Below are 25,748 nucleotides of genomic sequence, written 5' to 3' on the forward strand. Positions count from 1 at the left end.
ATCCAATGATACGGCGTTTTCACTGGATACGGCCCTTACCGCCATCAGGATCAGCGCGTCGCACGCTCGCAGTGCTGGCGCTATCGCTCCTGCTGCTTCCATCTTCGTCCATTATGGCGGCGCAACGACCGACGACCATATTGGCCACACTCAACTGGGAGCCTTATGTAGGCGAAGAGATGCGTAATTTTGGATTCGTCTACGAACTGGTGACGGAAGCTTTCAAACGCGGCGGTTATACGCCCCACGTCAAGTTTCTGCCCTGGGCGCGGGCGCTGGACATGACCCAGCGTGGAGAAATGGACGCCTTGTTTCCGGAGTATTACTCCTCCTCCCGCCTGGAGAATTTCGTTTACTCCGATCCCTTCCTCGGCGGCCCGGTAGGTTTCTATATCCGCAACGACAGCGATATCCAGTTCACCGTAGATCCTCGAAGAAATCAGCTTGAGGCGTTGCAGGAGCTGTCTCAGTATAAATTCGGCGTGGTGCGGGGTTATATCAACACTGACACCTTTGACAGCGCGTCCTTCCTGTACAAAGAAGACGTCGTCGACGACCTCACTAACTTGCAGCGCCTCTACTACAATCGGGTGCATCTGATCTTCATCGACAAATTCGTCGCCCGCTACCTGCTGGAAAAAAACTACCCGCAATACCTGCGCGACCTTCGCTTTCTGGAGCCTCCCCTGGAAGTCAAATTCCTGTATGTGGCGTTCTCAAAAAAAGCGCCCGACTATAAAGATCAACTGGCGGCCTTCAACGCCGGCTTGAAAGCCGTGAAAAAAGACGGAACCCTGCAGGAAATCTATACCCGCCATGGCTTCCGGGAAGTACTGGAGTATGAGGGCGAGCTGGAAAGCCGTCGCCTGATTCCCGCTCATTGAGAGGGGTCAGCCGCATTCTCCCGTGACGGCGAACGTGAGCTTTGTCTATATACCCTATACAGCAAATACCAGGAGAACAGGGCTGGCCCACCGCCGACAAGCCAAAACCACAACAATGCTTTAAAGTCACCCACCATCAGCCTGTTAGTCATGGCGTAGACGCCAAGCGGGCCCGGGTCACTGACAACATGAATAAATAACCCATTCCCTGCAATCAACCCCAACCATACCCCTATCTGGATATCTTTCAGAACATAGTCTGAATGCCGCACCCATAGCCAAATTAATGACAGAAGCGCGACAAAGGCCACTGCTAGAAGCACTACCGAACCAAGTGGAGGTAATCGTGCATCCGATATCGAGTTTTCAATGACAAGAGAGACCCCCATTACATAAAACGCCGTCGTTGGCAGAATAAACAATATACCCAATAGCGCATTAAATGCTTTTATCGCGCGCGCCATCATCCCCCCTTTTACTTTCCGGCTTGCATGCCCTTTATAGCGGATTTCCCCTTGCGCCTTCCGTCCGCATCAGCCAGTCCCGGAACGCACGGATTTTATTTTCCTCACTGCGCGCCGGGTGATGCAACAAATAGTAGTTTTCCGGTTGCGGCAACCCACGTTGACTCAACGCCAGCAGCGCGCCGGAGCGGAGTTCCTGCGCCACCAGGACTTCCGGCAACAGGGCGACGCCCAGTCCATGAACCGCCGCCTCAATCACCATGTAGTAATGTTCAAAGCGGGCGCGCCAGGTCGGTGTGGTGAAATCAAACCCTTGCGCGTTGAACCAGTGCGCCCACACATGAGGCCGGGTGGAATGCAACAACAGACGACCAGGATCAGCCTCGCCCCGCGCCAGCGCCTCCAGCTCCTCCCTCAGCGATGGCGCCGCAACCGGCAGCAACCGCTCCGGGAACAGTTTATGCCGTCGCACGCCGGACCAGTCGCCCTGCCCGATATACAACGCCACATCCAGACCATGCTCATTCAGGTCCAACTCGGTGAACGCCTTGGAGAAGTCAGAGGGCGTCGTCTTCACCTCGACGGAAATATTGGGATAACGCAGTTGAAAGTCCTGCAGCTTGGGAATCAGCCAGCGGGAGCCCAACGTCGGCAACGCGCCGATCGTCAACAGGCCGCCCTCGCCCCGATGTTGCAGCAACTCATCCGTACCCAGTGACAGGCGGTCCAGCGCTTGTGTGACATGAAACAGATAGGCGCGGCCGGCGGCGGTGAGTTGCAGACGACGCTTATGCTGACTGAACAACGGCGTCTGCAACCGCTCTTCTAATCCAGCGATGGCGCGACTTACCGCTCCGGGGGTCACGCAGAGTTCTTCCGCGGCTTTAGTGAAACTGAGATGACGGGCGGCGCATTCAAACGTGCGCACCGCGTTTAAGGGGGGCAGCATCCGCATAGTGAGAAAATCTCAACCAAATTGAATTAATATCGCTTTTTAATCGTTAATTTCACAGTGATAATTGCACACAGCTCAATTATCACTTATTTCAGGAGGTATGTATGCGGCCGTTTCATCTGGCCTTTCCCGTGACGAATCTGGACGCCGCCCGCGCTTTTTACGTGGACCGCTTCGGCTGCGCCATCGGTCGCACCTCGGAGCGCTGGATCGATTTTGACTTCTTCGGCCACCAGATCACCGCCCATTTGGTGGAAAGCCCCCAGGAAGACGCCGGTCGCAACGCCGTTGACGGCGATAGCATTCGCGTCCCTCACTTCGGCGTTATTCTGGATAAAAGCGAATGGGAAAAAGTGCGCGATCGCATCACCGAGCGCTGCGACACCTTCCTGCTGGCGCCGAAAATCCGCTTCGTGGGCGAACCGGGAGAGCAAGGCACGTTTTTCGTCAGCGATCCTTCCGGCAACGTCCTGGAGTTCAAATACTTCAACAGCGACGCTGATATTTTCAGAACCTGATTCCGTTTCCAAACGACAACAGAGACCCTCATGAACATCGTATTTCACAGCGGCGCGTTCGACCTGCAGGAATGGCGGCGAGTCGCGCAAACCATCAGCCCGGAATTCCAGCTGCAGGCGCCGGAAGACGTCGCTATCGAAGAGATCGATGTTCTGCTTATCTGGCGCCCCACCCTGACGGACTGGACGCAGGCGCGTAACCTGAAGCTGGTGATCGGTCTGGGGGCAGGCATTGACGGCCTGATTCGACAATTGCGCCTGCCGCCGAATACGCCAGTGGAACGCATGCGGGACGCCGGTATGAGGCAGGCGATGTCCGAATACGCCACTTACGCCGTGCTGCATTTTCAGCGCAATTTCGATCAGTTTCGTCAGGCTCAGCAGGAAAACAACTGGCTGACGCACAGCCCTTATCGCGCCAATCGGGAGACCCGCGTCGGCGTACTGGGACTGGGCAGTCTGGGCGGCGCGGTCGCGCAACGTCTGCATAACCTGGGTTACCCGACGTCAGGTTGGTCGCGCAGTCCTAAAACCCTGTCCGGGGTGGCCGCTTACGCCGGCGAAGACAGATTGAATGAGTTTCTAGGGCAATGCGACATTCTTATCAACATGCTGCCTCATAACGCGGCGACGGAAGGCTTCCTGAACCAGGACCGTCTCTCCCAACTGCCTCCGGGCGCAGCCCTGATTTGCGTTTCCCGCGGCGCGGTCACGGACGAAAACGCCCTTCTGGAACACCTGGACAGCGGCCATTTACGCGGCGCCATGATGGATGTATTCCAACAGGAGCCCTTGCCCGCCGACCATCCGCTATGGAGCCACCCCAAAGTGTGGGTGACGCCCCATCAAAGCGCGCCTACCCAAGTCGAACCGGCTTTGCGGGAGGTTATGGATATATTGAGGGATCGGACCCTCGCCTGATCTCTTTTCATCCCTCCAAAACAGTATTAGGCAATGCTTGTCGCCGCTTTAACGCGGCATCTTTCATGCACTGCATTACTGGGCGCCGCCCCATTTTTCCACGCCATTTCAGCGCTATTTTTAACGCCCAAAACACAACACTCTATCTTGTTAACACATCAAAAAGCGGGCACTTACTCACCTTTTGAGACATGCCATATATGGCTTATATGATGTATAAAAATTTTTTGTTATCTTCCAGGGCCTCTCTTTTTTACCGCCATTTATAAATAAGGGTTACCCCATGGAGAACCAAACTAAAACCAACATCGACTGGATTGATACGGCGAAGGGCGTCTGTATTTTGTTGGTGGTGCTCCACCACGTCATTATTACTTCCTATGCTTTGCCCGGAGTTGAGTTAAACTCCAGCGCCGCCATGTTTGAACATTTTCACCATCTGGTGAGCATCTACTTGGCGCCATTGCGCATGCCCCTGTTTTTCATGATCTCCGGCTTTCTCGTGCACCGCGCCGTCACTCAGTATCGTTGGAGCGATGTGGCGCAGAAGCGCATCTACAATCTGGCCTACCTTTTTGTGCTTTGGGGCGCACTGCAATGGCTGGGCGTCACCCTGGTGAACTGGATTGGCGGCTCGGAAAAACAACTGACGGAAGTCACCAACGCACTGTATTCCTCCAATCCGGCGGAGTTCATCGCCCTGACCCTGACCGGCTCCAGCAGCCTCTGGTATCTCTACGCCCTGCCCTGGTATTTCATTATCTGCAAACTGTTGTCCAGCCGTTGGCCGCTGGCGATCCTGGTATTGTTAACGGGGCATTTTATCGGACAAACCTTTGTCCATGACTGGCCCACCAAAAGCATTATCGCCAATGGCGTGTTTTACGGACTGGGTTGCTTCTACGGCCGCCATCTGTTTTCCCTGCTCAGCCGCATCAGTCTGCGCAGTATTGGTCTGCTGGCGGTGTTCGGGTTGGCGTCGTTGAGCTTGAAATTGCTGCATTGGGAGCACTTCCTGTTCACCAGTCTGCTGCTGGTGGGCGTCTGCGTCATGGGCTTTGCGTTCACACAGTCGATTGCGGATTTCAAAATGCTGCGCTGGATGGGCAAAAACACCCTGCAGATTTACGTGCTGCACCGGATATTTATTGAAATGGCGGGGGTCTGGCTGGCGCCGGCGTTGATCAAAGCCGGCGTCTTCGACAACAGTGCGGCGGTCACTGGCTGGTACGCGCTGTATCCCACTGTGGCGACGCTTGGCGTCACCGCGCTGTCTCTGTTCGTCTGGCGTCTCACCCATCCCGGCCCAGGCGTCTTTCTTTATACCGCGCCGGATTTCCATGTGCGGGCGGCGCGTCTCTCCGCTCTGGTGTTGAAGCGTTAAATGCGGATGGGCCCGGTGCGGCGAACGCATCGGGCCGACTTACAACGCACCTTCCACATATTGGTTCACAATAGCCTGATGACGGCCGTCGCTTTTCAACTTATCCAGCGCCTGCTGAAAACGCTGCACCACTTCATCCGGGGTTTGCAGGCTGAAAGCGAAATACTGATCTGAATCTTTCAGGGTAAAGATCTCTTCGTAATCAGCCGGTTTCAGTTTCATCTGCTTGATGTACCAGGCTGCGCCAAGCCTGCCGTACGCCCAGGCGTCCACCTGCCCAAGGCTCAGCATCGCCAAGGCCACCTGAGGGCTGGAAGTGCGCCGCAACGCGCTGTCGGGTACGCCGTTATTGAGTAACAACTGCTCGCCAATATCGTCGCGTACGGTGGCGATGCGCAGCGTCTTCAAGTCCTGCAGAGAAGCAACGCGCAGGGATTTGTCGCGGCGGGCGGTGATCACGATATGAGAAGGGATAATCGGCCCCACCCATTTGAACAGACCGTCGCGGTGTTCCGTGCGTGTCATGGCGAACAGCACCGCATTGCGGCTTTGCTGGACGTGGGTGTAAGCCCGCGCCCAGGGCATCAACAACATGTCGGCGCGGGTTTGAGAGTAGCCGGCAATTTGCAGCATCTCTTCCATCAGATCCACAGACACGCCTTGCAGGCGACCGTTCTCAGCAAAGTTCAGCGGGGCGTAATCCTCCGTCATCATATTTAAGTCGTCCGCGGCGCGGCAGGCGCCCGCCAAAGCGAAACACAGCAAGGCGAGGCGAACGGAAAGTCTGATCAGTACAGAAATTTTCGTCATCATCAGTGATATCCCTTGTGACTGAAACAACCTATTTTATGTCATATACGCCAGTATTAATCCTCAACGCCATGTGCGACGCTGCAAAATCCAAATGGCTGTCTGAAACACAGTAGACGCAATCAACAATAAAGGTAATACATCCATGAGCGAACTGCTTAATAAGCAATATCGTCTGGCCAAGCGACCAGTGGGCGAACCCGGCGACGATACCTGGGAATTCTGCGAGAAACCTGTCGCGCAGCCGGGCGCTGATGAAGTACTGGTGAAAATTCAATACGTGTCGCTTGATCCCGCCATGCGCGGCTGGCTTAACGAGGGCAAGTCCTACATCGCGCCGGTGCAGATCGGCGACGTTATGCGCGCCGGCGCCGTCGGCGAAGTTATCGCCTCCAACCACGACGGCTTCAGTCCGGGAGACATGGTGGTGGGAACACTGGGCGTCCAGCAATACGCCATTTGCAACGGCAAAGAGCTGCATAAAGTCGATACCCGCATCGCCCCGGCGCCGCGCTATCTGGGCGTGCTCGGCATGCCCGGCATGACCGCCTATTTCGGCCTATTGGACACCGGCAAGCCGCAGGAAGGCGAGACCGTAGTAGTGTCCGGCGCCGCAGGCGCGGTGGGCGGCGTCGTCGGTCAGATAGCGAAGATCAAAGGCTGTCGCGTGGTGGGCATCGCCGGCGGTGCTGAGAAGTGTCGCTATCTGATCGAAGAACTCGGTTTTGACGGCGTGGTGGATTACAAAAACGAAGACGTCATGGCCGGCCTGAAGCGGGAATGTCCCAACGGCGTCGACGTTTTCTTCGATAATGTCGGCGGCGATATCCTGGACGCCGTGCTCGCCCGCATCAATCTGCATGCGCGTATTGTCATTTGCGGCGCCATTTCCCAATACAACAACACCAAGCCGGTGAAAGGCCCTTCCAACTATCTGTCCTTGCTGGTCAACCGCGCCCGCATGGAAGGCATTGTGGTGTTCGACAACAGCAAACACTACGGCAAGGCGGCGATGGAAATGGCTGGCTGGATGGCCGCCGGCAAACTGAAAGCCAAAGAGCATGTGGTGGAAGGCATTGAGAACTTCCCCAACACGCTGATGATGCTGTTCAGCGGCGATAATTTCGGCAAGTTGGTGCTCAAGGTCACAGACAATTAAGGAGTGCGGATATGGCTTACGATCTGCAGGACAAGGTGATTCTGATCACCGGCGCCGCTTCCGGCATTGGTAAGGAAACCGCTCTCTTGCTGGCGCAGTTGGGGGCGGAAGTGGTTCTGTCCGACATTAATGCGGAACAGGGCGACGCCGTCGCTACACTGATTCGCGATCAGGGCGGCCGGGCGCATTTCTGTCCCGCCGATGTGACCCAGGCGGAACAAGTCGCCAATTTGCACGCCTTCGTGATGGAAGTCTGCGGCAGGCTCGACTGCGCCGTAAACAGCGCAGGAGTGGAGCATGTCAACGCCAGGATGGCGGACATTGACGAGGCCACCTGGGATCAGGTGATCGACATTAACCTGAAAGGCGTGTTCCTGTGCATGCGCGAACAGATCAAATGCATGCTGCCGCGCCGCGACGGACGCATCATCAACCTCGCCTCCATCGCCGGTTTACGCAGTGCGCCATCTCTGGCGCCTTACTCCGCCAGCAAATTCGGCGTGGTGGGGTTGAGCAAGTCCGCCGCAGTCGAATACGCCAGTTCCGGCATTCGCATTAATGCGGTCTGCCCCAGCTTCATCAACACCCCCATGGTGCAGCGCGCGCTACAGGCGATGGATGAGAAAAAGGCGCTAAAAGTGGTGCGCGCCAATCCAATGCAGCGATTGGGCGAACCGGAGGAAATAGGACGTATGATCGCCTGGCTGTGTTCAGATGAGTCCAGCTTTATGACAGGGCAGGCGGTGGCGCTGGATGGCGGACTGACCGCCTGACGCCCAGCCTGTTCCGCCATTGATATTCCTGCGTCGTTCCTCAGCGTGAGGAGCGACGCCGGAGGCTGACGAAGGTCGTTACGCCAACCGGCGCGCCGCCTCAAAGAGGGACTCAGAAGGGGTGGCGAACACCAGTCGGGGGCCAACGTTATGCGTCACCGCCGCTTTGATAATCACCGGCGTTACCGCGTCCTGGTAGCGCAGATCAAACTCAATGTCTTCCTCTTCCCCGTCGCCCAGTTGCGCCAGGGCCTCTAACGCCAGCGCAATTTTATCCTGCGCCAGCGGCGCATCCAGTTGTCCGCCCAATGCGTCGAGAAAATCGTTCAGCCCATCGATCCCACACGCCAGTTCAAATTCGTGCATCGCTCCGCTCCTCCGAGGTTAATCCACATGCGAAAATACTATACTCTTTGGTATCACAGGGAGTTTGATCCAAGGCAGGAAAACGATGTCGTCCGCGCACTTGACTTGGGTCAGCAAGATAGCGTTAGCTAGAGCTATCCTAGTAATATTCCGAAACTCCGCTAACAATAACTAAGGATATTGCCTATGACATTTGATGTTGTCACCATCGGCAGCGCCACCGTAGATCACTTCGCTGACACGGATTCCGAGCTGATTCGCATTGATACGCGCACCAGTCATTCCGAGCTCATCGCCTTCCCGTTAGGTAGTAAACTTTTAATCAAAGAACTCCGAACCACCACTGGCGGCGGCGGCACCAATACCGCAGTGGCGTTCTCCAGGCTGGGGCTGAATACCGGCTTCCTGGGTAAAATCGGCGATGACGCCAACGGCGATTTCGTACTCAACAAACTGCATGAAGAACACGTCAGTTTTATTGGCGCCCGGGGCGGACAGACCGGCTTTTCCGTCATCCTCAACAGCATCAAGGATGACCGCTCGATTCTCGCCTACAAAGGAGCTAACGATCATCTTGAGGCGGCGGATATCCAACCCTTTCAGACCCGTTGGGTCTATCTGTCGAGTATGCTGGAGCAGAGTTTCCAGACCGTCTGCGATCTGATCTCCGGCAACGGCTTCAAACTCGCCTTCAATCCCAGCAATTATCAGGCGGAGCTGGGTTACGCCAAGCTGGCGAAGTTGATCGATCGGGTAGAGATTCTGGTCATGAATAAAGAAGAAGCCTGTAAGTTCCTCGGGCTCAACTTTTTCAAGTCGCCATCGGTTCCCGACCTGATTCCGGAGCTGGCGAAGCTGCCGCCGGCCATATTCGCCATCACCGATGGCGCAGAAGGAGCTTATGTCTATGATCGCGAGCATTTGTACTATGCGCGCCCTCTGCCCGACCTGCAGGTGGTAGAGACCACCGGCGCCGGCGACGCCTTCGCCGCGACCTTTACCGCAACCATTATTCTCGGCGAGAATACCGCCACAGCTCTCCACTACGCCATGACTAATTCGGAATCTGTCCTGCAACATAAAGGCGCCAAGGAAAAGCTGTTACCATTAGCGGAGCTACGGGATATTGCAGCCAGAACCCGTAGAGATATTGAAACACTGAATTTATAACTCGCCGGCGACGTCAGAATGACGCGTCCCGCAGCGCACAGCACGACAGTGGAGCCCCTTTAATGCAAAGCACAGAAACGATTCAACTGGAAGTCAAAAACGCGGTTCCCAGCGGCGGCGAACAAGAGACGACGTTGTGCATCGACTTATGGCGTCAGATTGACGGTTTCTTCAAGGATCGCCCCTTTAAAGTGGAAGATCCTTATCGCGGCAAGCTCGGCGAGTACGATATTTCTCTGGATGCGTCGGACATGGTTCGCGCGCTGCAACAAGCCAAAGACAGCTCCGGCAGTTTCAACCACTATCGCCGTAAGCATGCGGAAGACAGCAGCGTCAGCCTGGGCGCGACGCTGAGCCTGAAGGTGGTCGCCCGCAACGACTTAACCGCCCCCTATTCCATTTACCACGCCGCCAGTGTGTTCATTCAACAACTGATGCTGGGCATGAACATCGCTTTGCCGGGATCTTGCCAGCTGTTGGCGACCCAGTTTCTTGGCCAGCAGGCGCACCGCTTCGAAGCGCAGGACTTTGACTCCAAGGCGTTCTACGACGCTAATCAAAGCGCCCTGGATCACGGCTGGCCTCGCATCGGCCAGTTGAGTTTTGAGAAGGTCTGGGACTGGTTCGAAATGTTGGGAACCAGCCACCGCAATACAGCGATTTCCACCGCCAACAAAGTACTGGTGGATATGCTGAAGATCGCCCAGCAGCGTTATCGTTACGGCGCCCGCACCGCTATGCTGGTGGCCAATCAACTGGAAATGCTGATGGGCGCCCGCAGCGACGAGGACATGTTGCATCTGCGCGAGCGGGTCAGTCTGGTCCTGGGCCGCCCCCCTGAATCTGCGGACTGCTTCAAAGAGCTGTATCGCCTGCGCCACGCTCTGTTTCTCGGCGAGCACCCGGTGCGGCGCCCGGCCCTGGGTTATCACGACGCGGACGAAGAAATCAAACAACAGCTGTCCCAACACAACTCCGGCGTGGAGAAAGCCATCGCCGTGGTCCTGGCTCTGGTGCAGGATCTGATTGAAACCCAGTCCCGGGAATACGTCTTTACCGAGCAAATGAATCGGAAATAATTCTATTGGGCGGGCGTTAAGGGCGGCGCTGCCGCCCTTTTTCATTGGCTAATGCCAAAGCCCGTCTAAACTTAAAGTAAATAAGTCCAACAAACCGACCCGATATATGCCTTCCGTACTCCATTCGCCCGGAGCCGTCCGCCGCCTCAGTGTCTGCGCCGCGCTACTGGCGTTAGTGTGGCTTATCGCCAGTCCGTTGTCCCAGGCTGATATCCACCAACCCAAACTTCTGCTTGTGCTCAAAGGCGATAGCAACGCCTATTGGCGACAGGTTTATCTGGGCGCGCAGAAAGCCGCCGACGAAGCTGGCGTCACCCTGCTGCATCGCAGCACCAAGGATGACGGCGATATTGCGGGGCAAATACAGATTCTGTCTTATCACCTTAGCCAGGCGCCGCCGGACGCCCTGATCCTGGCCCCGAATTCCGCTGAGGATCTGACGCCCAGCGTAGCTCAATACCGCGCCAGAAATATTCCCGTGTTGGTGGTGGACTCCGATCTCGCCGGCGACGCCCATCAGGGGCTGGTGGCCACGGACAACTACGCCGCCGGTCAACTGGCCGCCCGCGCCCTGCTCGCCACCCTCGACCTGAGCAAGGAACGCAACATCGCGCTGCTGCGCCTGCGGGCGGGCAACGCCTCGACAGACCAGCGGGAACAAGGGTTTCTGGATGTACTGAGGAAGCACGACAAGATCCGCATTATCGCCGCCCCCTATGCGGGAGATGATCGCGGCGCCGCGCGCAGCGAAATGTTGCGTCTGCTGAAGGAGACGCCGACCATCGACGGCCTGTTCACTCCCAATGAATCCACGACTATCGGCGCATTGGTGGCGATTCGACAGTCGGGCATGTCAAAGCAGTTTGGTTTCATCGGATTCGATCAGACCGAAGAACTGGAAGCGGCCATGTATGCGGGAGAGATCAGCAATCTGGTAGTGCAAAATCCAGAGTACATGGGCTATCTGGCGGTGCAGCGGGCATTGGATCTGGTCAGGGGGAAACCCATCCCGGCGTTTACCGACACTGGGGTCAGACTCTTACAACCGCTACCCAAGCCCTGAGTCAATCGCGATCGCCCTGAAACCAGCGAAACAGGTCCATAGCGAACACCATCAGCAACGAGCAGCCGAAAATATACAGCGTAATCAGCCACCCCGGCGGCGACTGAGTCGTCTCCTCGGGCAGCGCGAGATTGAGTAGATACAATAACAACAGCAACACGCCGCACAGCCTGAGCCGGTAGGCGCGGCTGACCAGTCTGGAAAGCATGACCCGCTCCTGATCAAAACCCGAGGGTCTCATTAAACCCTATTCAGACGCCGCCGAAACGATAACGCCACCACAGACTCAACCCTAAGGTTTTCGCCTGCTTCCACTGCAGTCGATCCATGGTCACGCCGAGATACAGGTCATAAACCTGCAGATTGAGATTGAGGGCCTCAGCGTTGAAATAATAGCGCCCCTCCAGTTTCAACCTCTCATTGAAACGGTAGGCGGCCCCCACGAGCCCCAGATCGGATTCATCGTAACGCCGCCAACCGGCGCCCAGACTCATGCCATCATTCAGACGATATTCGCTCCACAAAAACGCCCGCAACGGCAACTCTTGCACGTGATCGCGATAGCCTTCATTGCCGCTCAGCGCCGGCGACACGTCCAAAGCGCCGTCTTCGTCATACCCAATGGTGTCGGAGCTGGCGCGGGCCACTGTCGCAGTGGCGCGGTCCCAATAGATTCGATTAAACGCATCCTCCAACGCCAGGCTCAACTCCCATTGCGGGTGCGGCCGCCAATAAAGATAAATGTCCGTAGAAAAACCGTCGCCGCTGACGTTTTCCGGCGCTCGGTCCAGCAGATGATCTTCCGTATAGGCGTAATCCAGCTCCAGCTCTCCTGTGGGTGAAGCGTCCGGGGTATCCAGATAGCCGCGCAAATAACCGTCGGTCAGTTCATTCGCACGAAAGTATGAAAGGGCCAATTTGACGTTGAAAGCCTCCGTCAAGGTAAACCGATAGCCCAGCTTAACGCCTTTAGCGCGCAGCTGGTTCGCCGCCAGGTAAAGGTCGTAGTGGGCGTCGCTTTCATGGGGCAGATCGTTGTTGTAGAGGTATATCAATTCCGCTGCGTCGGGACTGAATTCAAGGTAATAGTCGTAGCGCTCGACAAAGGACAGGCTGACGTTGCGATACTCGGCGCCGATCTCGATATGATCATGCGTGTACGCCACATCGCCCCGCGCCACCGGATCGCCTTTCAGATCATGGGCGATCTGATAAATCGGCGCCGCATTGCTGTAAGAGAAGCTTTCCACCTCTGTGAACAATCGCCAGCCGTCATCGCCCGCCGCAACAGCCTCCGCCCCGACCAGCGCCCAGCTTAGCGCGCATAACAGCGCAATACGCCTTACCTGTTTTCCATAATCAGACAAAAGCCAGATTCCGTTTTTAGTGATTCGTTTTGCAAGCGCCATGCGTTAAAAAGGGAGGACAAGCCTCCCTTTACGTTTCCACGCTGTATTCAGCTTAGTTTAAAACGATTCAAAGTCACCATCGCTGAAGCGCACTAACACCACCCCGCTGACTTCAGAAATCGTGGCGTATTGGGTTCCATTGTTGGTGATGGCGCCGGTGGCTTTGCCATCTTCGCCTTCCTCCACGGACAGTGTGACGCCATCTTGGTTGGTGACAGTCAACGTTTCCGCCTCAGAATCCAAACTCGCTTCCAGCGTAGTGCCGTCATAGGACAGACTCACTCCTACCTGTCCGGATTCCAGTCCGGTCCGTTCCGCTGACAAAGTGACGGATATAGCATCGGATACGCCATTAATCTCCGCCATAAACGCCAACCCGATATTCACATCTACGTAGCCATCCTCGCTTTCATCCGTGCAATTTTCAGAGAAGGAGCCGTTCGTCTCATTCCCTTCGCAAGTCAGAGTCAAACCAGTGGCGTCAGCATTAACAGAAAGAGAGGCGCTGAAAGCTTCACCTGTGGTGTTGCTGAACTCACCCGCCAGGGTCATGCTCAATGTTCCCGCTGTAAAGACTTCCGTCCAGGACTCGTCGTAACTGGAGCTGGTTTCCGTATCGGTTTCAGAAATGTCCGCAGTGAAGGACGACAACTGAACGCCCATGCTGCCTGTGAATGAAACGGGGTCGGCAACGCCAACTTCCGACAAGGTCACATTCAAGCCCAACTCCATGTCGTTAACGTCAAAATCTTCTTCCAGCTCAGTAGTAGTGGTGTCGCCAGTAGTCGTTTCATCTTCATTACTATTGAATGAAGCCATGATTTCGACACTACTGCCGTTATTAATGGTGAGCGAAACGGAACTGGACGCGACACTACCAATAATGGAGAAGTCCACATCAGCGGAGATTTCCTGGGTCGTATTGGTTCCCCCTGAAATCGGAGTTTCGACCTCATCGCCGACATTCACGACGGAAGCATCAGTAGCTGTCAATGACACGGCGACGCCTTCAATCGTGGTGTTTACCGTAAATGAAGCGCCATCGCTCAGGATATTGACGGTCACAATCGGAGAGCCGTCGGTGGAGCCGTCTTCTGCAAAGGCCATGTAAGACGCCGCGATTTGCTCCAACGCAATCGCCATGACGTCCAGCACCTCAGCCAGATTCTCATCTGAAGCAAAGGTCGCCGCCGCTATCTGATCCGCAAACGCATCCAACGTAACCCGATCTTCAGCGCTCAACAGCATGCCGGTTCCCAAATTGCGGATATCCTGCACCATGGCCTTGGCCTGGGCCAGTTCCGTCGCGTTGGCGGTATCGCTGGGCTCGCCTTCGGATTCATCAGTGGAGCCGTTGTTCTGGGCGTCACTTTCTTCCGCCGTAATAATGGTGATCAAACCATCCAGATCCAAATCGCCGGACTCGTCCGCCGCGACTGCTGCGTTTAATATATCCAGCGTGCTTTCCAGAATTTCTTCTAGAGTTGTGCCCGCGCCATCAGAATCCGCCGTATCCGCAATGCCGCCATCGGCGAAATCTTCCGCAAAGGCCGCCACCGCTTGTTCAATGCTCAACCCAGGGGAGTCGCCCTGCACCGCCTGCACAATAGCCGCGCTGAGAGTGTTGTATTTGACCCCACCCTGGCCGGCGGCGGCCACCGCCGTCGGATTGGTGATGTCCACTACCGCAATTTTGGTCAGATCCCCCGCCACGCCAAAGCGATTCGCCACTTTCGAGTTAGCCGCCGTCACCGCCGCCTGAATTTCCGACGCGCTCGTAGCGCCGCCCATGGTGATATCTTTCAGCGCCACCTGGGTGGCGACATCGGTTAACACAGTGATATTGACGGAAATGTCGGATGCGCCAGTCGGAACCACCGCATTAAGCGCAAAAGTACTGTCCGTCAGGGCGTAATCCTGTCCAAAGGCCACGCCGCTTCCGCAGCCTCCACTGAGATCGCAACGCATCAGCGTGCCGGCGGTTGGCGTTACGCGCACGACGACGGGTCCGCTGTAGCCGGAGCTTAATGTCAGGTTGTAAGTTCCATCTGATCCCGTGGTGGTTTGCCCCAATACGTTGGAAGTATCCACCGCGCCATTGATCACCGGATAAGCGCGTACGACCCCACCAATGATAATTCCTTTGGACGCGGCGCCGCTCAGCGTAACGCTGGATGGGCCGCTGTCATCGTCGTCGTCATCTCCGCCGCCGCCTCCTCCGCATGCGCTTAAAGCAATCGCCAGCATAAGAGGCGTCAGATTGTTTTTGAACTTATCAAACTTGGACATGCTTTTACTCCTCACGATAGCCGTAGCCTGCGGCCTCAGCTGTGAATAATCGCTTCAGGCCTGTGGATGTTTCGTTCTTATCCGCTGGCGCCGACAGCGGAATCCCCCCTCCTGGATAACGAATCCGGGTCTGTGTTGACCAAAATTCGTACTGGCGCAGTAATTAAGTAAAGCACAGCAGATCTGACGGAAGTCTTAGCGGGCGGGATAAATCGTGACCATTTGTTACCAGTATTTAAGCCCCCTCGTAAGTGCTTAGCGCTATTGGCATTTCTTGATCGCGGGTGTATATTGACCAGCTCTCTTCAACTCCAACCCCAATGGAGGCCTGGCGTCCATGCAAACTATAAACATTCCACTCGTCGCCTGACGAAGAACGCTCCAGGTCGGCTGATATTTATCGCGCTAGAGCGCATTGCGTATAACGCGCGTCATCGGCGACGTCCTTACTGATATTTTCTGACAGAAACAAATAGGTCTTCGGATACTCCCGTCTTTCACCGGGATTGCGCTCTTTCTGCGCCGAAGTCCAGTTGTAGGCTTACAGCCAGGGTACACAATCAATGAACCACGAATTAAGGTCCCACAACCTGTGGGTGCTTTCATGGCCAATCTTTATTGAAGAAATAACCGGCGGACTGGTGTTCCTCGCCGACGCCTATTTCCTCAGCCAAATCTCAGACGAAGTCGCCGCGACGGTCGGCGTGCTGCTGCCAGTTTTGTTGCTGGGGTTCTTCATCATCCCGATGTTCACCACCGCAGGCACCAGCGTCGCCTCGCAATATATGGGCGCGAAGCAAACGCAGCATATCTTGCCGACCTATATGGCGAATATCGGCATCAGCAGTCTGCTCGGATTGCTGATGTTTATCGTCAGCTTCATCTACGCCGACCGCGTCGGTTTGTGGCTGGGCATGACGCCGGAGTTGAACGCGCACTCAGAGACTTATCTGCTGGCGGTGTCGTTCAGCTTCTTCTGCATCGCTGTGCGTTTCTCCTACGCCTCTATTCTGGCGTCCCGGGGCATGACCCACTGGAACATGGCCACTGCGCTGGTCACCAACGCGCTCAATGTGGTTTTGAACGCGGCGTTCTTCCTGGGATGGTTCGGGCTGCCCAAGATGGGGCTGTTAGGCATCGCCATGGCGACGTCGATTTCCTTCGCCGTAGGCGCGCTGCTGGTAATGTGGGTAGTGCATGGCCCAATGAAGATCCGTTTCCGCTTCAAAGGCATGTCCGGCCCGATTCGCCGCGTAATGCGTCCGATTCTGAAGATTGGCGTCCCGTCGGCGATGGAGCCTTTCAGCTATACCGTGCAGCAGATTGTGGTGTCGATGGCGGTAATCAGTCTCGGACTGGAAGCCATGGGCGCCAACACCTATGTATTGCGGGTGCTGGTGGTGGAAATCACCTTCGCTTTCGCCCTCGGGGCCGGCAGCCAGATTCTGATGGCGCATTTCATGGGCGCGGAGAACTTCAAAGAGGTGAATCGCATCTTCTGGAAGTCAGTGGCTTACGCGTCTGGTTTCGCTTTCATCAACATGCTGATGTTTGTATGGATCTACGACAGTCTGCTGACCCTGTTCACGGACAACCCGCAGATTATCGAACTGGGCAAGTGGATGCTGGCGGCCTGCATCATCATGGAGCCGGCGCGCGCAGTGAACATCATTGCCGGCATGGGGTTGAAAGGCGTCGGGGACGCACGTTTCTCCGCTGTCAGCAGCATGATTTTCATGTGGGCGGTGATCCCCTTTGTATTCTGGATCGGACTCGATCTGGGCTACGGTATGCTGGGCGTGTGGATGTGCTTTGTCGTGGATGAATCCCTGCGGGCGGCCATCAACCTGTGGCGCTGGCGCACCGGCAAATGGCGCAGCAAAGGCATCCGCAACGACACCGACGAAGGCGGCTTGGCGGAAGTCCCCGCCTGATGCGCCTCTCTTGATAAAGAAAAGCCCGGAAAACCGGGCTTTTTTCATGGTGCGCGCATCCCTTTCGCGTCCTGCTCAGATAGTCATATCAGACAAACGACAGCGTAGGGTCTTACTTCACCAGCCGCACGTTATCCACCTGGAAATGCACATTGCGCATTTCTGAATCCCACACCGGCAGAATCTCCAGCACCGAGGTCACCTCCGCCGTGTTGAGGCCGTCATAATCCGCAAAGTTGATCTCCACCGGATGCCAGACATTCAGCGCAGCGGTGCTGTCCAGAATGGCGATATCGCCGGTTCCACAGTCCGCGCCGCAGTTCACCTTCGCCATCAGTCCGGTGGACGCAGCGAAGTCAATGACTTTCACATCGAAGGTGAGCTTGCTCAGAGCGGAAACGTTAAGCGGTTTAGCGGACTTAAACAGCACTACGCCTTTCGCTGCATGTTCCGCCGCCGGAGCGCCGTATTGCGCATCCACCACGGTTCCCGCGCCGTCAGCAAGGGCCGCGTCGAGACTCACAAAGCTGGCGTCTTCCTGATAGGGGTCCCAGGAGGAGACCGCCCACACGCCGGGTTGAGCGAACAGTTCCGTATCCGTCACGCCGTCCGTGTAGACCTCCGTGGTTTCCGTCAGCGCGACATTTTCCTGAGCGAAGCTGCTGCAGTCCGGGGTATCCGCAGCGGTATTCGGCTCCCAACGGATATTTTCCAAAGACAGATCCATCGCACCGCCGGAGTAAAGCAGGAACGGCGTATTGACGTTGCTGAAGTCGAGGCCGTCATCCACAAAACACTGGAAGGGAATGCTCACTTCCGTCCATTCGCCCACCGGCAGACCGCGCATAAAGTCGCCAACGGCCACCTCCCCCAGACAGGGGTAGACGCAATGCAGCGACAGGTTAACGTCGCCAGCTGGGGCCTCATTCACTTTGACCCGGAACTTCACTGTGGTTTTTGAGTTGTAATAGGGCGTTAAGTCCTTGCCTTCGCTGTCTTCCGTCGCCTGCATGTAGACTTGGCCCACATCGGTCCATTTCACCCGCTTGGCGCTGAACTGAATGGCGCCGTCTTCAGTGGAGACGCTGACTTCATTGCCTTCCAGCGCCGTGGTCACCGCCGGGTCCATACTGACAGGCGTTCCGCCCCAGTTGGAAGGGCCGCCAATGCGCATAACCCAGTCGCCCTGATTCTGACCGCTGGTGAACAGATCAAGATTCACGTTGGTGGTTCCGCCGTCGCCAGGATCTGTCTGGTCGCACCCAAAGGCCTGGCTTTCTTCACTCAGATCGTCGCCCAGGCTATCGGAGTCCTGATAGCTCAGACCATATCCATAGGCGAACAACGCATCGCTGCCGTCGCCTTTGTTCAACGGCGTATGGCAGGCGGAATTGGGCCAGGAGAAGGACAGCTTGCCAACAAAGTCATGGTTGACGCCACCTTCGGCTTTGGCGAACAGCACGTCCGCCACGCCCTCGCCCTCACTGCCGGGCAACCAGGCGGCGACAAAAGCGTTGGAGCGATTCAATTCTTTGTTGACGTATAAGGGACGACCAGACAGGAATACCGTCACCACCGGCACGCCAGCGTTACGAATACTCTCCAGCACCGCCAGATCCTGCGAATAGTTACGGGCATGCTCCAGCGTCTTGGCGCCTTCCAGGTCGCCCACGCCTTCCGCATAGGGCGTTTCCCCGATCACCACAATCGCCACGTCATGCAGGTTCGGATTGGCGTCAGCCCCGTCAGCGTCATAGGTCACATTTGCGGCAACGTCCTGGATGCCTTTCAGGATGGAGGTCGCGCCGGGGAAGTCCTCCGCTTCATCAAGACCGGTTCCCTGCCAGGAGATAGTCCAGCCGCCGCTTTGGTTGGACAGGCTGTCTGCGGATTTGCCCGCCACCAGAATCCGGGCGTCCCGGCTCAGAGGCAGGATGCCGTCTTTATTCTTCAACAGCACCAGCGACTTACGCACCGCTTCCCGCGCCAACTCCCTGTGCTCGCTGGAGCCCAGTACTTCCACTTTCCCCGCCAGAGCGCGCTGGGAGGGCTTAGGCTTATCGAACAAACCGGCGCGCAGCTTGACCCGCAGAATGCGCGCGACGGCGTCGTTGATACGCTCGATGTCGATAGCGCCGGCGTTAACTGAATCAATCGTGTTTTGATAAAACGCCTTCCAGTCCGCCTTGTAAGGCACCATAAACAAGTCGATACCCGCATTGACCGCCTGCGGACAGTTGCTTTCGGTGCAGCCATCCACCTGACCAATGCCGTTCCAGTCGGACACGATCAGGCCGTCGAAGCCCATCTTGCCTTTCAGCACATCCGTCAGCAGGTCTTTTCTGCCGTGCAGCTTCTCGCCCTGCCAGCTGTTGAACGACGCCATCACGGTCTGGGCGCCGGCGCGCAGGGCGGAGTAGTATCCCTGGCCGTGCAGATTGATCAGCGTATTCTGATCCGCCAGATTGTCGCCCTGGTCATTCCCTTTCTCAGTGCCGCCATCGCCGATGAAATGCTTGGCCGTGGCCACGACGTGTGACTGATCGAAATTCCCTTGCAAACCTTCCACCATGGCTGCGCCATAGTTAAAGATGATCTCGCCATCCTCGGAGTAACCTTCATAGGTGCGCCCCCAGCGATCGTCGCGTACGACGGCGAGGGTCGGCGCGAAGGTCCAGTCGATGCCGGTCACCGCCACTTCTTTCGCCGTCGCCGCGCCGATTCTACGGATCAAATCTGAGTCTCGGGCCGCGCCCAGGCCAATGTTGTGGGGGAATAAGGTCGCGCCGACTACGTTGCTGTGGCCATGCACCGCGTCCGTCCCCCAGATAATGGGGATAGCGGCGGCGCCGTCGCTGTCATCCATGGAGGCTTCCCACAATGCGTCGGCGATATCCAGCCACTCCTGCACCGTCGCGTGTTTTTTGGTTCCCGGCCAGGAGCCGCCGCCGTTCAGCACGGAGCCGATGTGGTACTGCTTTACTTCTTCCGGCGTGAGATGCTGCAGTTCCGGCTGAATCATCTGTCCGACTTTTTCTTCCAGAGACATGGTCGCCATGATCTCGACGATCCTGGCTTCTATCTGCGGGTCTTTGGCGATGGCGCTCTGAATAGCGGGCCAATCGCTGAAGGTATTGATGTAATCAACGCCGGCTACCGGGTCAGGCGTTCCCGGTCCATCGTTGCCGTCGTTATCATTGGAATCACTGCTGCATGCCGTCAGCGCCGCGACAATCATCATGGTCGACAGCGCCTTCAGTTTGAGGCGTCTGGATACGTACATGTGGTCACCTTTTTATATTTAGCGATAGTGGACCGAAACATTATGAAAGCGCTTTCATTTTAGATTTAAAAAATTGGCGGCATACCCTGATACGTCATATTAATCAGACAGACAAATAGCTTCCTTCTATGTGTCTGCAGCGGCAGAGCCTTAACAGCGACCGTTTATTAACGAAAATCAGGGCCTTCGCCAGCTTTATCGGCGCTAAACGGTAAATTCACCGTAAAACAGCTCACGCCGCAATGAAAGCGATTTCATAAATTGCCCTAATTCGGGCGTTATTGTCAATAGAACATAATAACGCCGAAAGGAGGTTTTAAGACGCAGGGGAGGTTTTGGGAGGGGCGACGGAGTCGCGCAACACCAGTTCCGGCTCAAACATAGGCGCCGGCTGCGCCCGGCGTTCGCCCTGAATGGACTGAATCGCCAGGGCCGCAGCGCGTTTACCCATAGCGTTCACCGGCTGACGCACGGTGGTCAGGGCCGGATACAACAACGAGGCGTACTCCACGTCATCGAAACCAACCAGGGAAATCTCTTCAGGTACGCTCAGTTTGGCTTCGCGCAACGCCTTCATTGCGCCTGCGGCCATCTGGTCGTTGCAGGCGAATATGGCGGTGAAGTCGCGACTGCGCTTCAACAGGCGCTGGGTAGCGACGTAGCCGCCTTCAACGGTGAAGTCGCCTTCCACAACCAGGTCCTTGTCATAGCTCAGTCCCAGGTTTTCCATCGAACGACGGTAGCCAGACAGACGCGCGCGTCCTTCCTCGTTTCCTAACGGTCCACTGATACAGGCGATGCGGCTGTGGCCGATGGACGCCAGATAATCCACCGCCAGATGGCTGCCCTGCTCGTTGTCGACGATGACGCACTCGCCAGCCAGTTCAGGCACATAGCGGTTCAGCAGCACCAAGGGCGGCGATTTCTCTTTCAGGGCGATCAGTTCCTCATCCGTCAGGCAGTAGGGAAACAGGATGATGGCGTCACAACGGCGGCCGGCCAACATGTCGATGGTTTCCTTAATTTCCTCGGAAGAGTAATTTTCTACGGAAATGATGAGGTTATAGCCGGATTCCCGCAATGCCCGCTCCAGACTGGAAATCAGCGGGCCGAAAAATACGCCAAGCAAATCCGTCACCACCAGCCCGATATTGTTGGAACGGTTGGTGACCAGTCCCTGAGCGAATGAATTGGGACGATACCCCAGATCCTTCATGGCTTTGAATACCCGTTTACGGGTGCTTTCCTTAACGGGAGCCGTGTTGTTAATTACACGGGAGACTGTGGATATCGAGACCTTCGCGCGGTCGGAGACTTCTTTTATTGTAATCATTCGGAGGACGGGCACCTTGCTTAAGGGGAAACGCTTTCATAGCCGGCCATCATGGGAGAAGCGGGCAATGCATGTCAACTAGGCCATGGCCTAACAAGCTCCCTTGCAGCCCAGGTTCAGGGACATAGCCACAATGGGAGTCTGCAGGAAGTTATGCGCCAGGACGGGAAATTTGTCAATTAAGGCGAAACACTACCGGCACCACGATGGTTTCCTCCCCCCCTCCGCTCACCGCCGCCAGACGCCAGCCGGAGAGGGTTTTCAGCGCCTGTTTATCGAGCACGCTGTAGCCGCTGGAGCGCTTGATGGAGACTTTCAGGGGAACGCCCAGGGCATCCACCAACAGCTCCACCAGGACTGTTCCCTGCCAGCCGCGGCGGGTAGCGAGGCCAGGGTATTCAGGCTTGGGCGTGTTGGCGTCACCCAACTGATATCTGGGTTCCGGCGGCGCAGAAACGGGAGCCGCAGCCATAACTGGCGCGGGCTCCACAGATGGGGGCGCTGGCGTCGGGGTCGACGGAGCAGATTCGCTCACTCTGGGGGCGTCCTGTGGCTTCTTCGCCGGGGTTTGCGGAACGGGTTTGTGCGCCACTTGCTCTGGCTCAACCGTCTTCTCTCTTACGGTTGGCTTGCTGACAGGGGAAGGTTTGGGCCTGGCAACTGGCGTCGCAACCTGCCGGGGCTCCGCTTTGGGTTTCGGGGGAACGGGTTTTGGGACCTCGACAGGTTGGGGCTGCGGAGTGGGCAGGGAAACTGGCGCCGCTGCGGGTCGCGCTGGCGCGGGAGCCGCGGAAACTGGCGCTGGCGCCGCCGGGGCCTGTATGGCCACTGTCATCGTAGTCGATGTGAGTCGATCTCTAACTGGCTGCGGCGAATTGAAATACAACATCAACGTCAGATGCGCCGCCAGAGAAGCGACCAACGCCATCCATAGCAATGGCGGATATTTGCCGTTGACGATGTCAGTGCTCACTTCAAACTCCAGGGCAGCAAATACGGCTGCTCCTCATGACGTCCTCTCACCACTGAGACGCCGAACGCCTGTTGAATACGTTCATCGCTCAATACCTCATTGGCGCCGCCCGCCACCACGGTTCCGTCCGGCATCGCCAGCATCGCCCGCCCACAAAAGCGCAACGCCAAGGTCAGGTCGTGCAACACGACTACGCCGATTCGCCCTTGTCGGGCCCAGTTCTGCAAATGGCTCATCACCTGAATCTGGTGTTGCGGGTCAAGGCCGGCCACCGGCTCATCCGCCATCAATACGGGAGCGTCCACCGCCAGCGCCCGCGCCAGCATCACCCTGGCGCGCTCGCCGCCGGACAAACGGGTGACGGTGCGCTGCGCCAGATGCGTCACATCCGCTTGCCGCATGGCGTTCTGAATCAACGCCTGGTCGTCGGCGCTTAGTTTGCTGCGCTGCGTCTGCGCCGGAAACCGTCCCAGACTGACCAGGGTCTCCACCGTCAATGGCCAATGGCAATCGGTGTCCTGATCCAGATATGAAATATGCTGCGCCCGCTGTTTCGGCGCCATCTCGCACAGATCCTGACCTTGCAGCCGCATAGCGCCGGATAGTTTGGGGATCAGGCCGACTATGGTTTTCAACAGGGTGGACTTGCCTGCGCCGTTGCTGCCCAGTATCGCCGTCAGTTGTCCGGATGGCAGACGAAAACTGACATCGGATAAGACCGGAGCCCCGGGATACCCCACCTGCAATCCGCTTAGTTCCAGACTCAGCGCGTCGCTCATACCAGGGCCTCCGCTTTACGCAGGTGACGCAACAGCCACAGGAAAAACGGCCCGCCCAACAACGCTGTAATGACGCCGACTCGCAACTCCGGTCCCGGCGGCAGACAGCGCACTGCAATATCGGTAAGCAGCATCAGACTGCCGCCCGCCAGTGCGCTGGGCAGCAGCAACCGGCCCGGCCGCCACTCGGTGAACGGCCGCAACATGTGCGGCACCACCAGTCCCACAAACCCGATGACGCCGCTCACCGCCACACTGGCGCCCACCGCCAATGCCACGCCCAGCCCCGCCACCCATTGTACTTTCTGCAGACGCACGCCCATGGAACGGGCGGTATTTTCTCCCAGCGATAAGGCATCCAGGGAGCGCGATACGCTGAACAGCAAGACCATGCCCAATAACGCAGGCGGCGCCGCCAGATAGAAGTGTTGCAAAGTGCGATGTTCAAATGAGCCCATCAGCCAGAACAGAATGTCCTGCACCGCGAAAGGATTTGGCGCCATATTCAAAGCCAGCGCCGTCAGCGCTGAACTGAACGAATTAATCGCGGCCCCGGCGAGAATGATCATCACAATGCCCGCTTCCGACCCCACAATCGCCACCAGCGCCAGCAGTCCCAGCATGGCGCCGATAATGCCCGCCACCGGGGTAAACAGACCGCTGGCGGAAAATCCAAAATAGATGGCGCACACGGAACTCAACGCCGCCGTGGAGGACACTCCCAGTACGCCGGCGTCCGCCAGCGGATTGCGCAACAGCCCCTGCAATACGGCGCCGGACAACGCCAATACGGTTCCGCATAACAGCGCCAACAGCGTCCGCGGCAGACGCACTTCCCATAGAATCAACTGAGTTTCCAGGTCCCATCCCGGCCAGCTCACTCCCGACACCCGGCCGGTGCATAGCGATAGCGCGAACAGGAAAGCCAGCGTCAGACTTAATACCCATAGCAGCCGGTTATAAGTCATCCGCGACCTCCCCTTCGGAGGCCTTACGCTCATGCGCCAGGATATGATCCGCCACCTTTTGAGCCGCGAGGGTCATGGCGGGGGTTCCACAGGACAACCAGTCGGCGGGGATATACAGCGGTTTAAACCGGGAGGGACGGCGTTTCAGCAATGGATGCTCCACCCAGTTAGTGGCCAGCGCCTCACTGTCATAGCTGTTGCTGACCAGCACCAATAAATCCGGACGCCAGCGCACCAGCGTTTCCAGATCTACCTGTCCCCAGCCTTGCACGCCTTGCTCACTCGCCACGTTGATCACGCCGATGGCGTCCAGAAAAGCGTCCTGAAAATTCCCTTCGCCAGCGATCCAGCCATTGGCGTTAAGGACCAGCGCCTTTACCTGTTTATCCGCTATCTTTCCATGAACATCCGCGAAGTAATCGCGCAATCCTCTGACAATGTCCGCCGCCTGCTCAGGCTTACGCACGGCCTCCCCCACCATTCGCCAGCTCGCCTGCAAGTCGTCAAGGGATTGCGGCAGCGGAATCTCAACCCATCGCATATTGAACTTTCCCACCATCGGCTTCAGCGAGGACGCGCCATACTGGCCCGCCATTACGATATCCGGCCTGAGTTCGAGCACCTGCTCGATAAAACCAAAGTTGGCGGGAATGTCGCGCAGGGTCGGCGCAATTGCCAGCTCAGAGGGCTGATGGCTGAGCCAGGTGACCGACACCAGATTTTCCGGGGCGAGATACCCCATCATCTGGTCAACGCACTGGTTGACCGACATGACTGTGGGCTCAGCCGCGCGAACATCGCCCGCGTTGACGGAAAGAGTGAAAGTAAGCGCTGATAGCAATCCCAGGGCCCGAAAAGCCTTAACCAACATGCAGATGCCGCCTTGAATCGATGCGAGGTGCGAATCCGGCGTAAATTCCCCGTTTACGGTCGGATATAACAGGCTCTGAGTGAGAGCGAACAATGGCAGGTCTCCTGGCTTGCGTTTCGCAGCCTAACCCCACCTTCCCGAGCATGGAGACAGTCTCCAGTCAGTGGCTTTGACGGCGTCGCGGTTAGGAGGGGCGACGCTATCCGGGGCAGGCTCTTCGCTCACAGTTGCGGGGACAGCTCCGGTTGATCAGGCCCTGGTATGATTGGGCCCGCCGGATTCCCATTTAATCCTGCTCACATCGAAAATGATCGAACTTTGAGCAACTGGAACCATTGCGGCCCACATTATCGTGAATTGGTC

At 56.9% G+C, this 25,748-nt stretch carries 23 protein-coding genes and 1 riboswitch; of the genes, 10 read left to right on the forward strand and 13 right to left on the reverse strand.

The features are described 5' to 3' along the window. The first annotated feature begins 5 nt into the window (after nt 1-5). Entirely contained in the window at nt 6-884 is an 879-nt protein-coding gene (locus HCH_RS30735) for a substrate-binding periplasmic protein (protein ID WP_011400480.1), read from the forward strand. On the opposite strand, the gene HCH_RS30740 is transcribed toward HCH_RS30735, so the two are convergent. Both HCH_RS30740 and HCH_RS30745 read right to left on the reverse strand, forming a co-directional pair. Further along, nucleotides 878-1,348 (reverse strand): hypothetical protein, encoded by a 471-nt coding sequence (locus tag HCH_RS30740; protein WP_011400481.1) that lies wholly within the window; start codon nt 1,346-1,348, stop codon nt 878-880. The genes HCH_RS30735 and HCH_RS30740 overlap by 7 nt on opposite strands. A 34-nt stretch (nt 1,349-1,382) precedes the next feature. Beyond that, on the reverse strand, nt 1,383-2,303 hold the full coding sequence (locus HCH_RS30745) for a LysR substrate-binding domain-containing protein (protein WP_011400482.1): 921 nt from the start codon (nt 2,301-2,303) through the stop codon (nt 1,383-1,385). A 104-nt stretch (nt 2,304-2,407) separates the two neighbouring features. Here HCH_RS30745 and HCH_RS30750 point away from each other — a divergent pair, with 104 nt between their 5' ends. The 3 genes from HCH_RS30750 to HCH_RS30760 all read left to right on the forward strand — a co-directional run bounded on the left by HCH_RS30750 (nt 2,408) and on the right by HCH_RS30760 (nt 5,126). Beyond that, nucleotides 2,408-2,821: a VOC family protein gene (locus HCH_RS30750; RefSeq protein WP_011400483.1), complete on the forward strand. Its 414-nt coding sequence runs from the start codon at nt 2,408-2,410 to the stop codon at nt 2,819-2,821. A 30-nt stretch (nt 2,822-2,851) separates the two neighbouring features. Further along, the gene (locus HCH_RS30755; protein WP_011400484.1) at nt 2,852-3,742 is read left to right on the forward strand and encodes an NAD(P)-dependent oxidoreductase; all 891 of its coding nucleotides are present in this window, start codon (nt 2,852-2,854) and stop codon (nt 3,740-3,742) included. 283 nt (nt 3,743-4,025) lie between these two features. Further along, nucleotides 4,026-5,126: an acyltransferase family protein gene (locus HCH_RS30760; RefSeq protein ID WP_011400485.1), complete on the forward strand. Its 1,101-nt coding sequence runs from the start codon at nt 4,026-4,028 to the stop codon at nt 5,124-5,126. A gap of 39 nt (nt 5,127-5,165) precedes the next feature. On the opposite strand, the gene HCH_RS30765 is transcribed toward HCH_RS30760, so the two are convergent. Continuing rightward, the gene (locus HCH_RS30765) at nt 5,166-5,939 is read right to left on the reverse strand and encodes a substrate-binding periplasmic protein (protein ID WP_011400486.1); all 774 of its coding nucleotides are present in this window, start codon (nt 5,937-5,939) and stop codon (nt 5,166-5,168) included. 142 nt (nt 5,940-6,081) lie between these two features. Between HCH_RS30765 and HCH_RS30770 the strand changes: the two genes are divergently transcribed. Continuing rightward, nucleotides 6,082-7,095: an NADP-dependent oxidoreductase gene (locus HCH_RS30770; protein WP_011400487.1), complete on the forward strand. Its 1,014-nt coding sequence runs from the start codon at nt 6,082-6,084 to the stop codon at nt 7,093-7,095. A gap of 11 nt (nt 7,096-7,106) precedes the next feature. Beyond that, complete coding sequence (locus HCH_RS30775) at nt 7,107-7,868, forward strand: SDR family NAD(P)-dependent oxidoreductase (protein WP_011400488.1); 762 nt, start codon at nt 7,107-7,109, stop codon at nt 7,866-7,868. A gap of 78 nt (nt 7,869-7,946) precedes the next feature. On the opposite strand, the gene HCH_RS30780 is transcribed toward HCH_RS30775, so the two are convergent. Next, nucleotides 7,947-8,234: a hypothetical protein gene (locus HCH_RS30780; protein WP_011400489.1), complete on the reverse strand. Its 288-nt coding sequence runs from the start codon at nt 8,232-8,234 to the stop codon at nt 7,947-7,949. 186 nt (nt 8,235-8,420) lie between these two features. Between HCH_RS30780 and HCH_RS30785 the strand changes: the two genes are divergently transcribed. The 3 genes from HCH_RS30785 (at nt 8,421) to HCH_RS30795 (ending at nt 11,546) form a co-directional block, all read left to right on the forward strand. Further along, complete coding sequence (locus HCH_RS30785; protein ID WP_011400490.1) at nt 8,421-9,404, forward strand: carbohydrate kinase family protein; 984 nt, start codon at nt 8,421-8,423, stop codon at nt 9,402-9,404. A gap of 62 nt (nt 9,405-9,466) precedes the next feature. Beyond that, nucleotides 9,467-10,483 carry a hypothetical protein gene (locus HCH_RS30790; RefSeq protein WP_011400491.1) on the forward strand — a complete coding sequence of 339 codons (1,017 nt, stop codon included), beginning with the start codon at nt 9,467-9,469 and terminating at the stop codon, nt 10,481-10,483. 106 nt (nt 10,484-10,589) lie between these two features. Continuing rightward, nucleotides 10,590-11,546: an ABC transporter substrate-binding protein gene (locus HCH_RS30795; RefSeq protein ID WP_011400492.1), complete on the forward strand. Its 957-nt coding sequence runs from the start codon at nt 10,590-10,592 to the stop codon at nt 11,544-11,546. Between the two features lies 1 nt (nt 11,547). On the opposite strand, the gene HCH_RS30800 is transcribed toward HCH_RS30795, so the two are convergent. From HCH_RS30800 to HCH_RS30810, 3 genes are all read right to left on the reverse strand, one after another. Further along, nucleotides 11,548-11,754, reverse strand: coding sequence for a hypothetical protein (locus tag HCH_RS30800; protein WP_041599044.1), 207 nt, complete (start codon nt 11,752-11,754; stop codon nt 11,548-11,550). A gap of 43 nt (nt 11,755-11,797) precedes the next feature. Further along, nucleotides 11,798-12,913, reverse strand: coding sequence for a hypothetical protein (locus tag HCH_RS30805; RefSeq protein ID WP_148212696.1), 1,116 nt, complete (start codon nt 12,911-12,913; stop codon nt 11,798-11,800). A 99-nt stretch (nt 12,914-13,012) separates the two neighbouring features. Further along, on the reverse strand, nt 13,013-15,244 hold the full coding sequence (locus HCH_RS30810) for a hypothetical protein (RefSeq protein WP_011400495.1): 2,232 nt from the start codon (nt 15,242-15,244) through the stop codon (nt 13,013-13,015). A gap of 563 nt (nt 15,245-15,807) precedes the next feature. Between HCH_RS30810 and HCH_RS30815 the strand changes: the two genes are divergently transcribed. Then, the gene (locus tag HCH_RS30815) at nt 15,808-17,178 is read left to right on the forward strand and encodes an MATE family efflux transporter (protein ID WP_011400497.1); all 1,371 of its coding nucleotides are present in this window, start codon (nt 15,808-15,810) and stop codon (nt 17,176-17,178) included. Nucleotides 17,179-17,290: 112 nt separating this feature from the next. Here HCH_RS30815 and HCH_RS30820 read toward each other — a convergent pair whose 3' ends face one another. From HCH_RS30820 to HCH_RS30845, 6 genes are all read right to left on the reverse strand, one after another. Beyond that, nucleotides 17,291-20,461, reverse strand: coding sequence for a glycoside hydrolase family 3 protein (locus tag HCH_RS30820; RefSeq protein WP_011400498.1), 3,171 nt, complete (start codon nt 20,459-20,461; stop codon nt 17,291-17,293). 316 nt (nt 20,462-20,777) lie between these two features. Continuing rightward, nucleotides 20,778-21,794, reverse strand: a complete 1,017-nt coding sequence (locus HCH_RS30825) for a LacI family DNA-binding transcriptional regulator (RefSeq protein WP_011400499.1) — start codon at nt 21,792-21,794, stop codon at nt 20,778-20,780. Between the two features lie 175 nt (nt 21,795-21,969). Beyond that, nucleotides 21,970-22,767 (reverse strand): energy transducer TonB, encoded by a 798-nt coding sequence (locus tag HCH_RS32870; RefSeq protein ID WP_049781172.1) that lies wholly within the window; start codon nt 22,765-22,767, stop codon nt 21,970-21,972. Continuing rightward, entirely contained in the window at nt 22,764-23,546 is a 783-nt protein-coding gene (locus tag HCH_RS30835) for an ABC transporter ATP-binding protein (RefSeq protein WP_011400501.1), read from the reverse strand. The genes HCH_RS32870 and HCH_RS30835 overlap by 4 nt, the downstream gene beginning before the upstream one ends. Further along, entirely contained in the window at nt 23,543-24,514 is a 972-nt protein-coding gene (locus tag HCH_RS30840; protein WP_011400502.1) for a FecCD family ABC transporter permease, read from the reverse strand. The genes HCH_RS30835 and HCH_RS30840 overlap by 4 nt, the downstream gene beginning before the upstream one ends. Continuing rightward, nucleotides 24,504-25,478, reverse strand: a complete 975-nt coding sequence (locus HCH_RS30845; RefSeq protein ID WP_011400503.1) for an ABC transporter substrate-binding protein — start codon at nt 25,476-25,478, stop codon at nt 24,504-24,506. Before HCH_RS30845 ends, HCH_RS30840 begins: the two co-directional genes overlap by 11 nt. Continuing rightward, a riboswitch (cobalamin riboswitch) is annotated at nt 25,462-25,737 on the reverse strand. Its footprint overlaps the gene before it by 17 nt. Nucleotides 25,738-25,748: the final 11 nt, after the last annotated feature.

It is taken from the genome of Hahella chejuensis KCTC 2396 (assembly GCF_000012985.1).
In the GTDB taxonomy this organism is placed as follows: domain Bacteria; phylum Pseudomonadota; class Gammaproteobacteria; order Pseudomonadales; family Oleiphilaceae; genus Hahella; species Hahella chejuensis.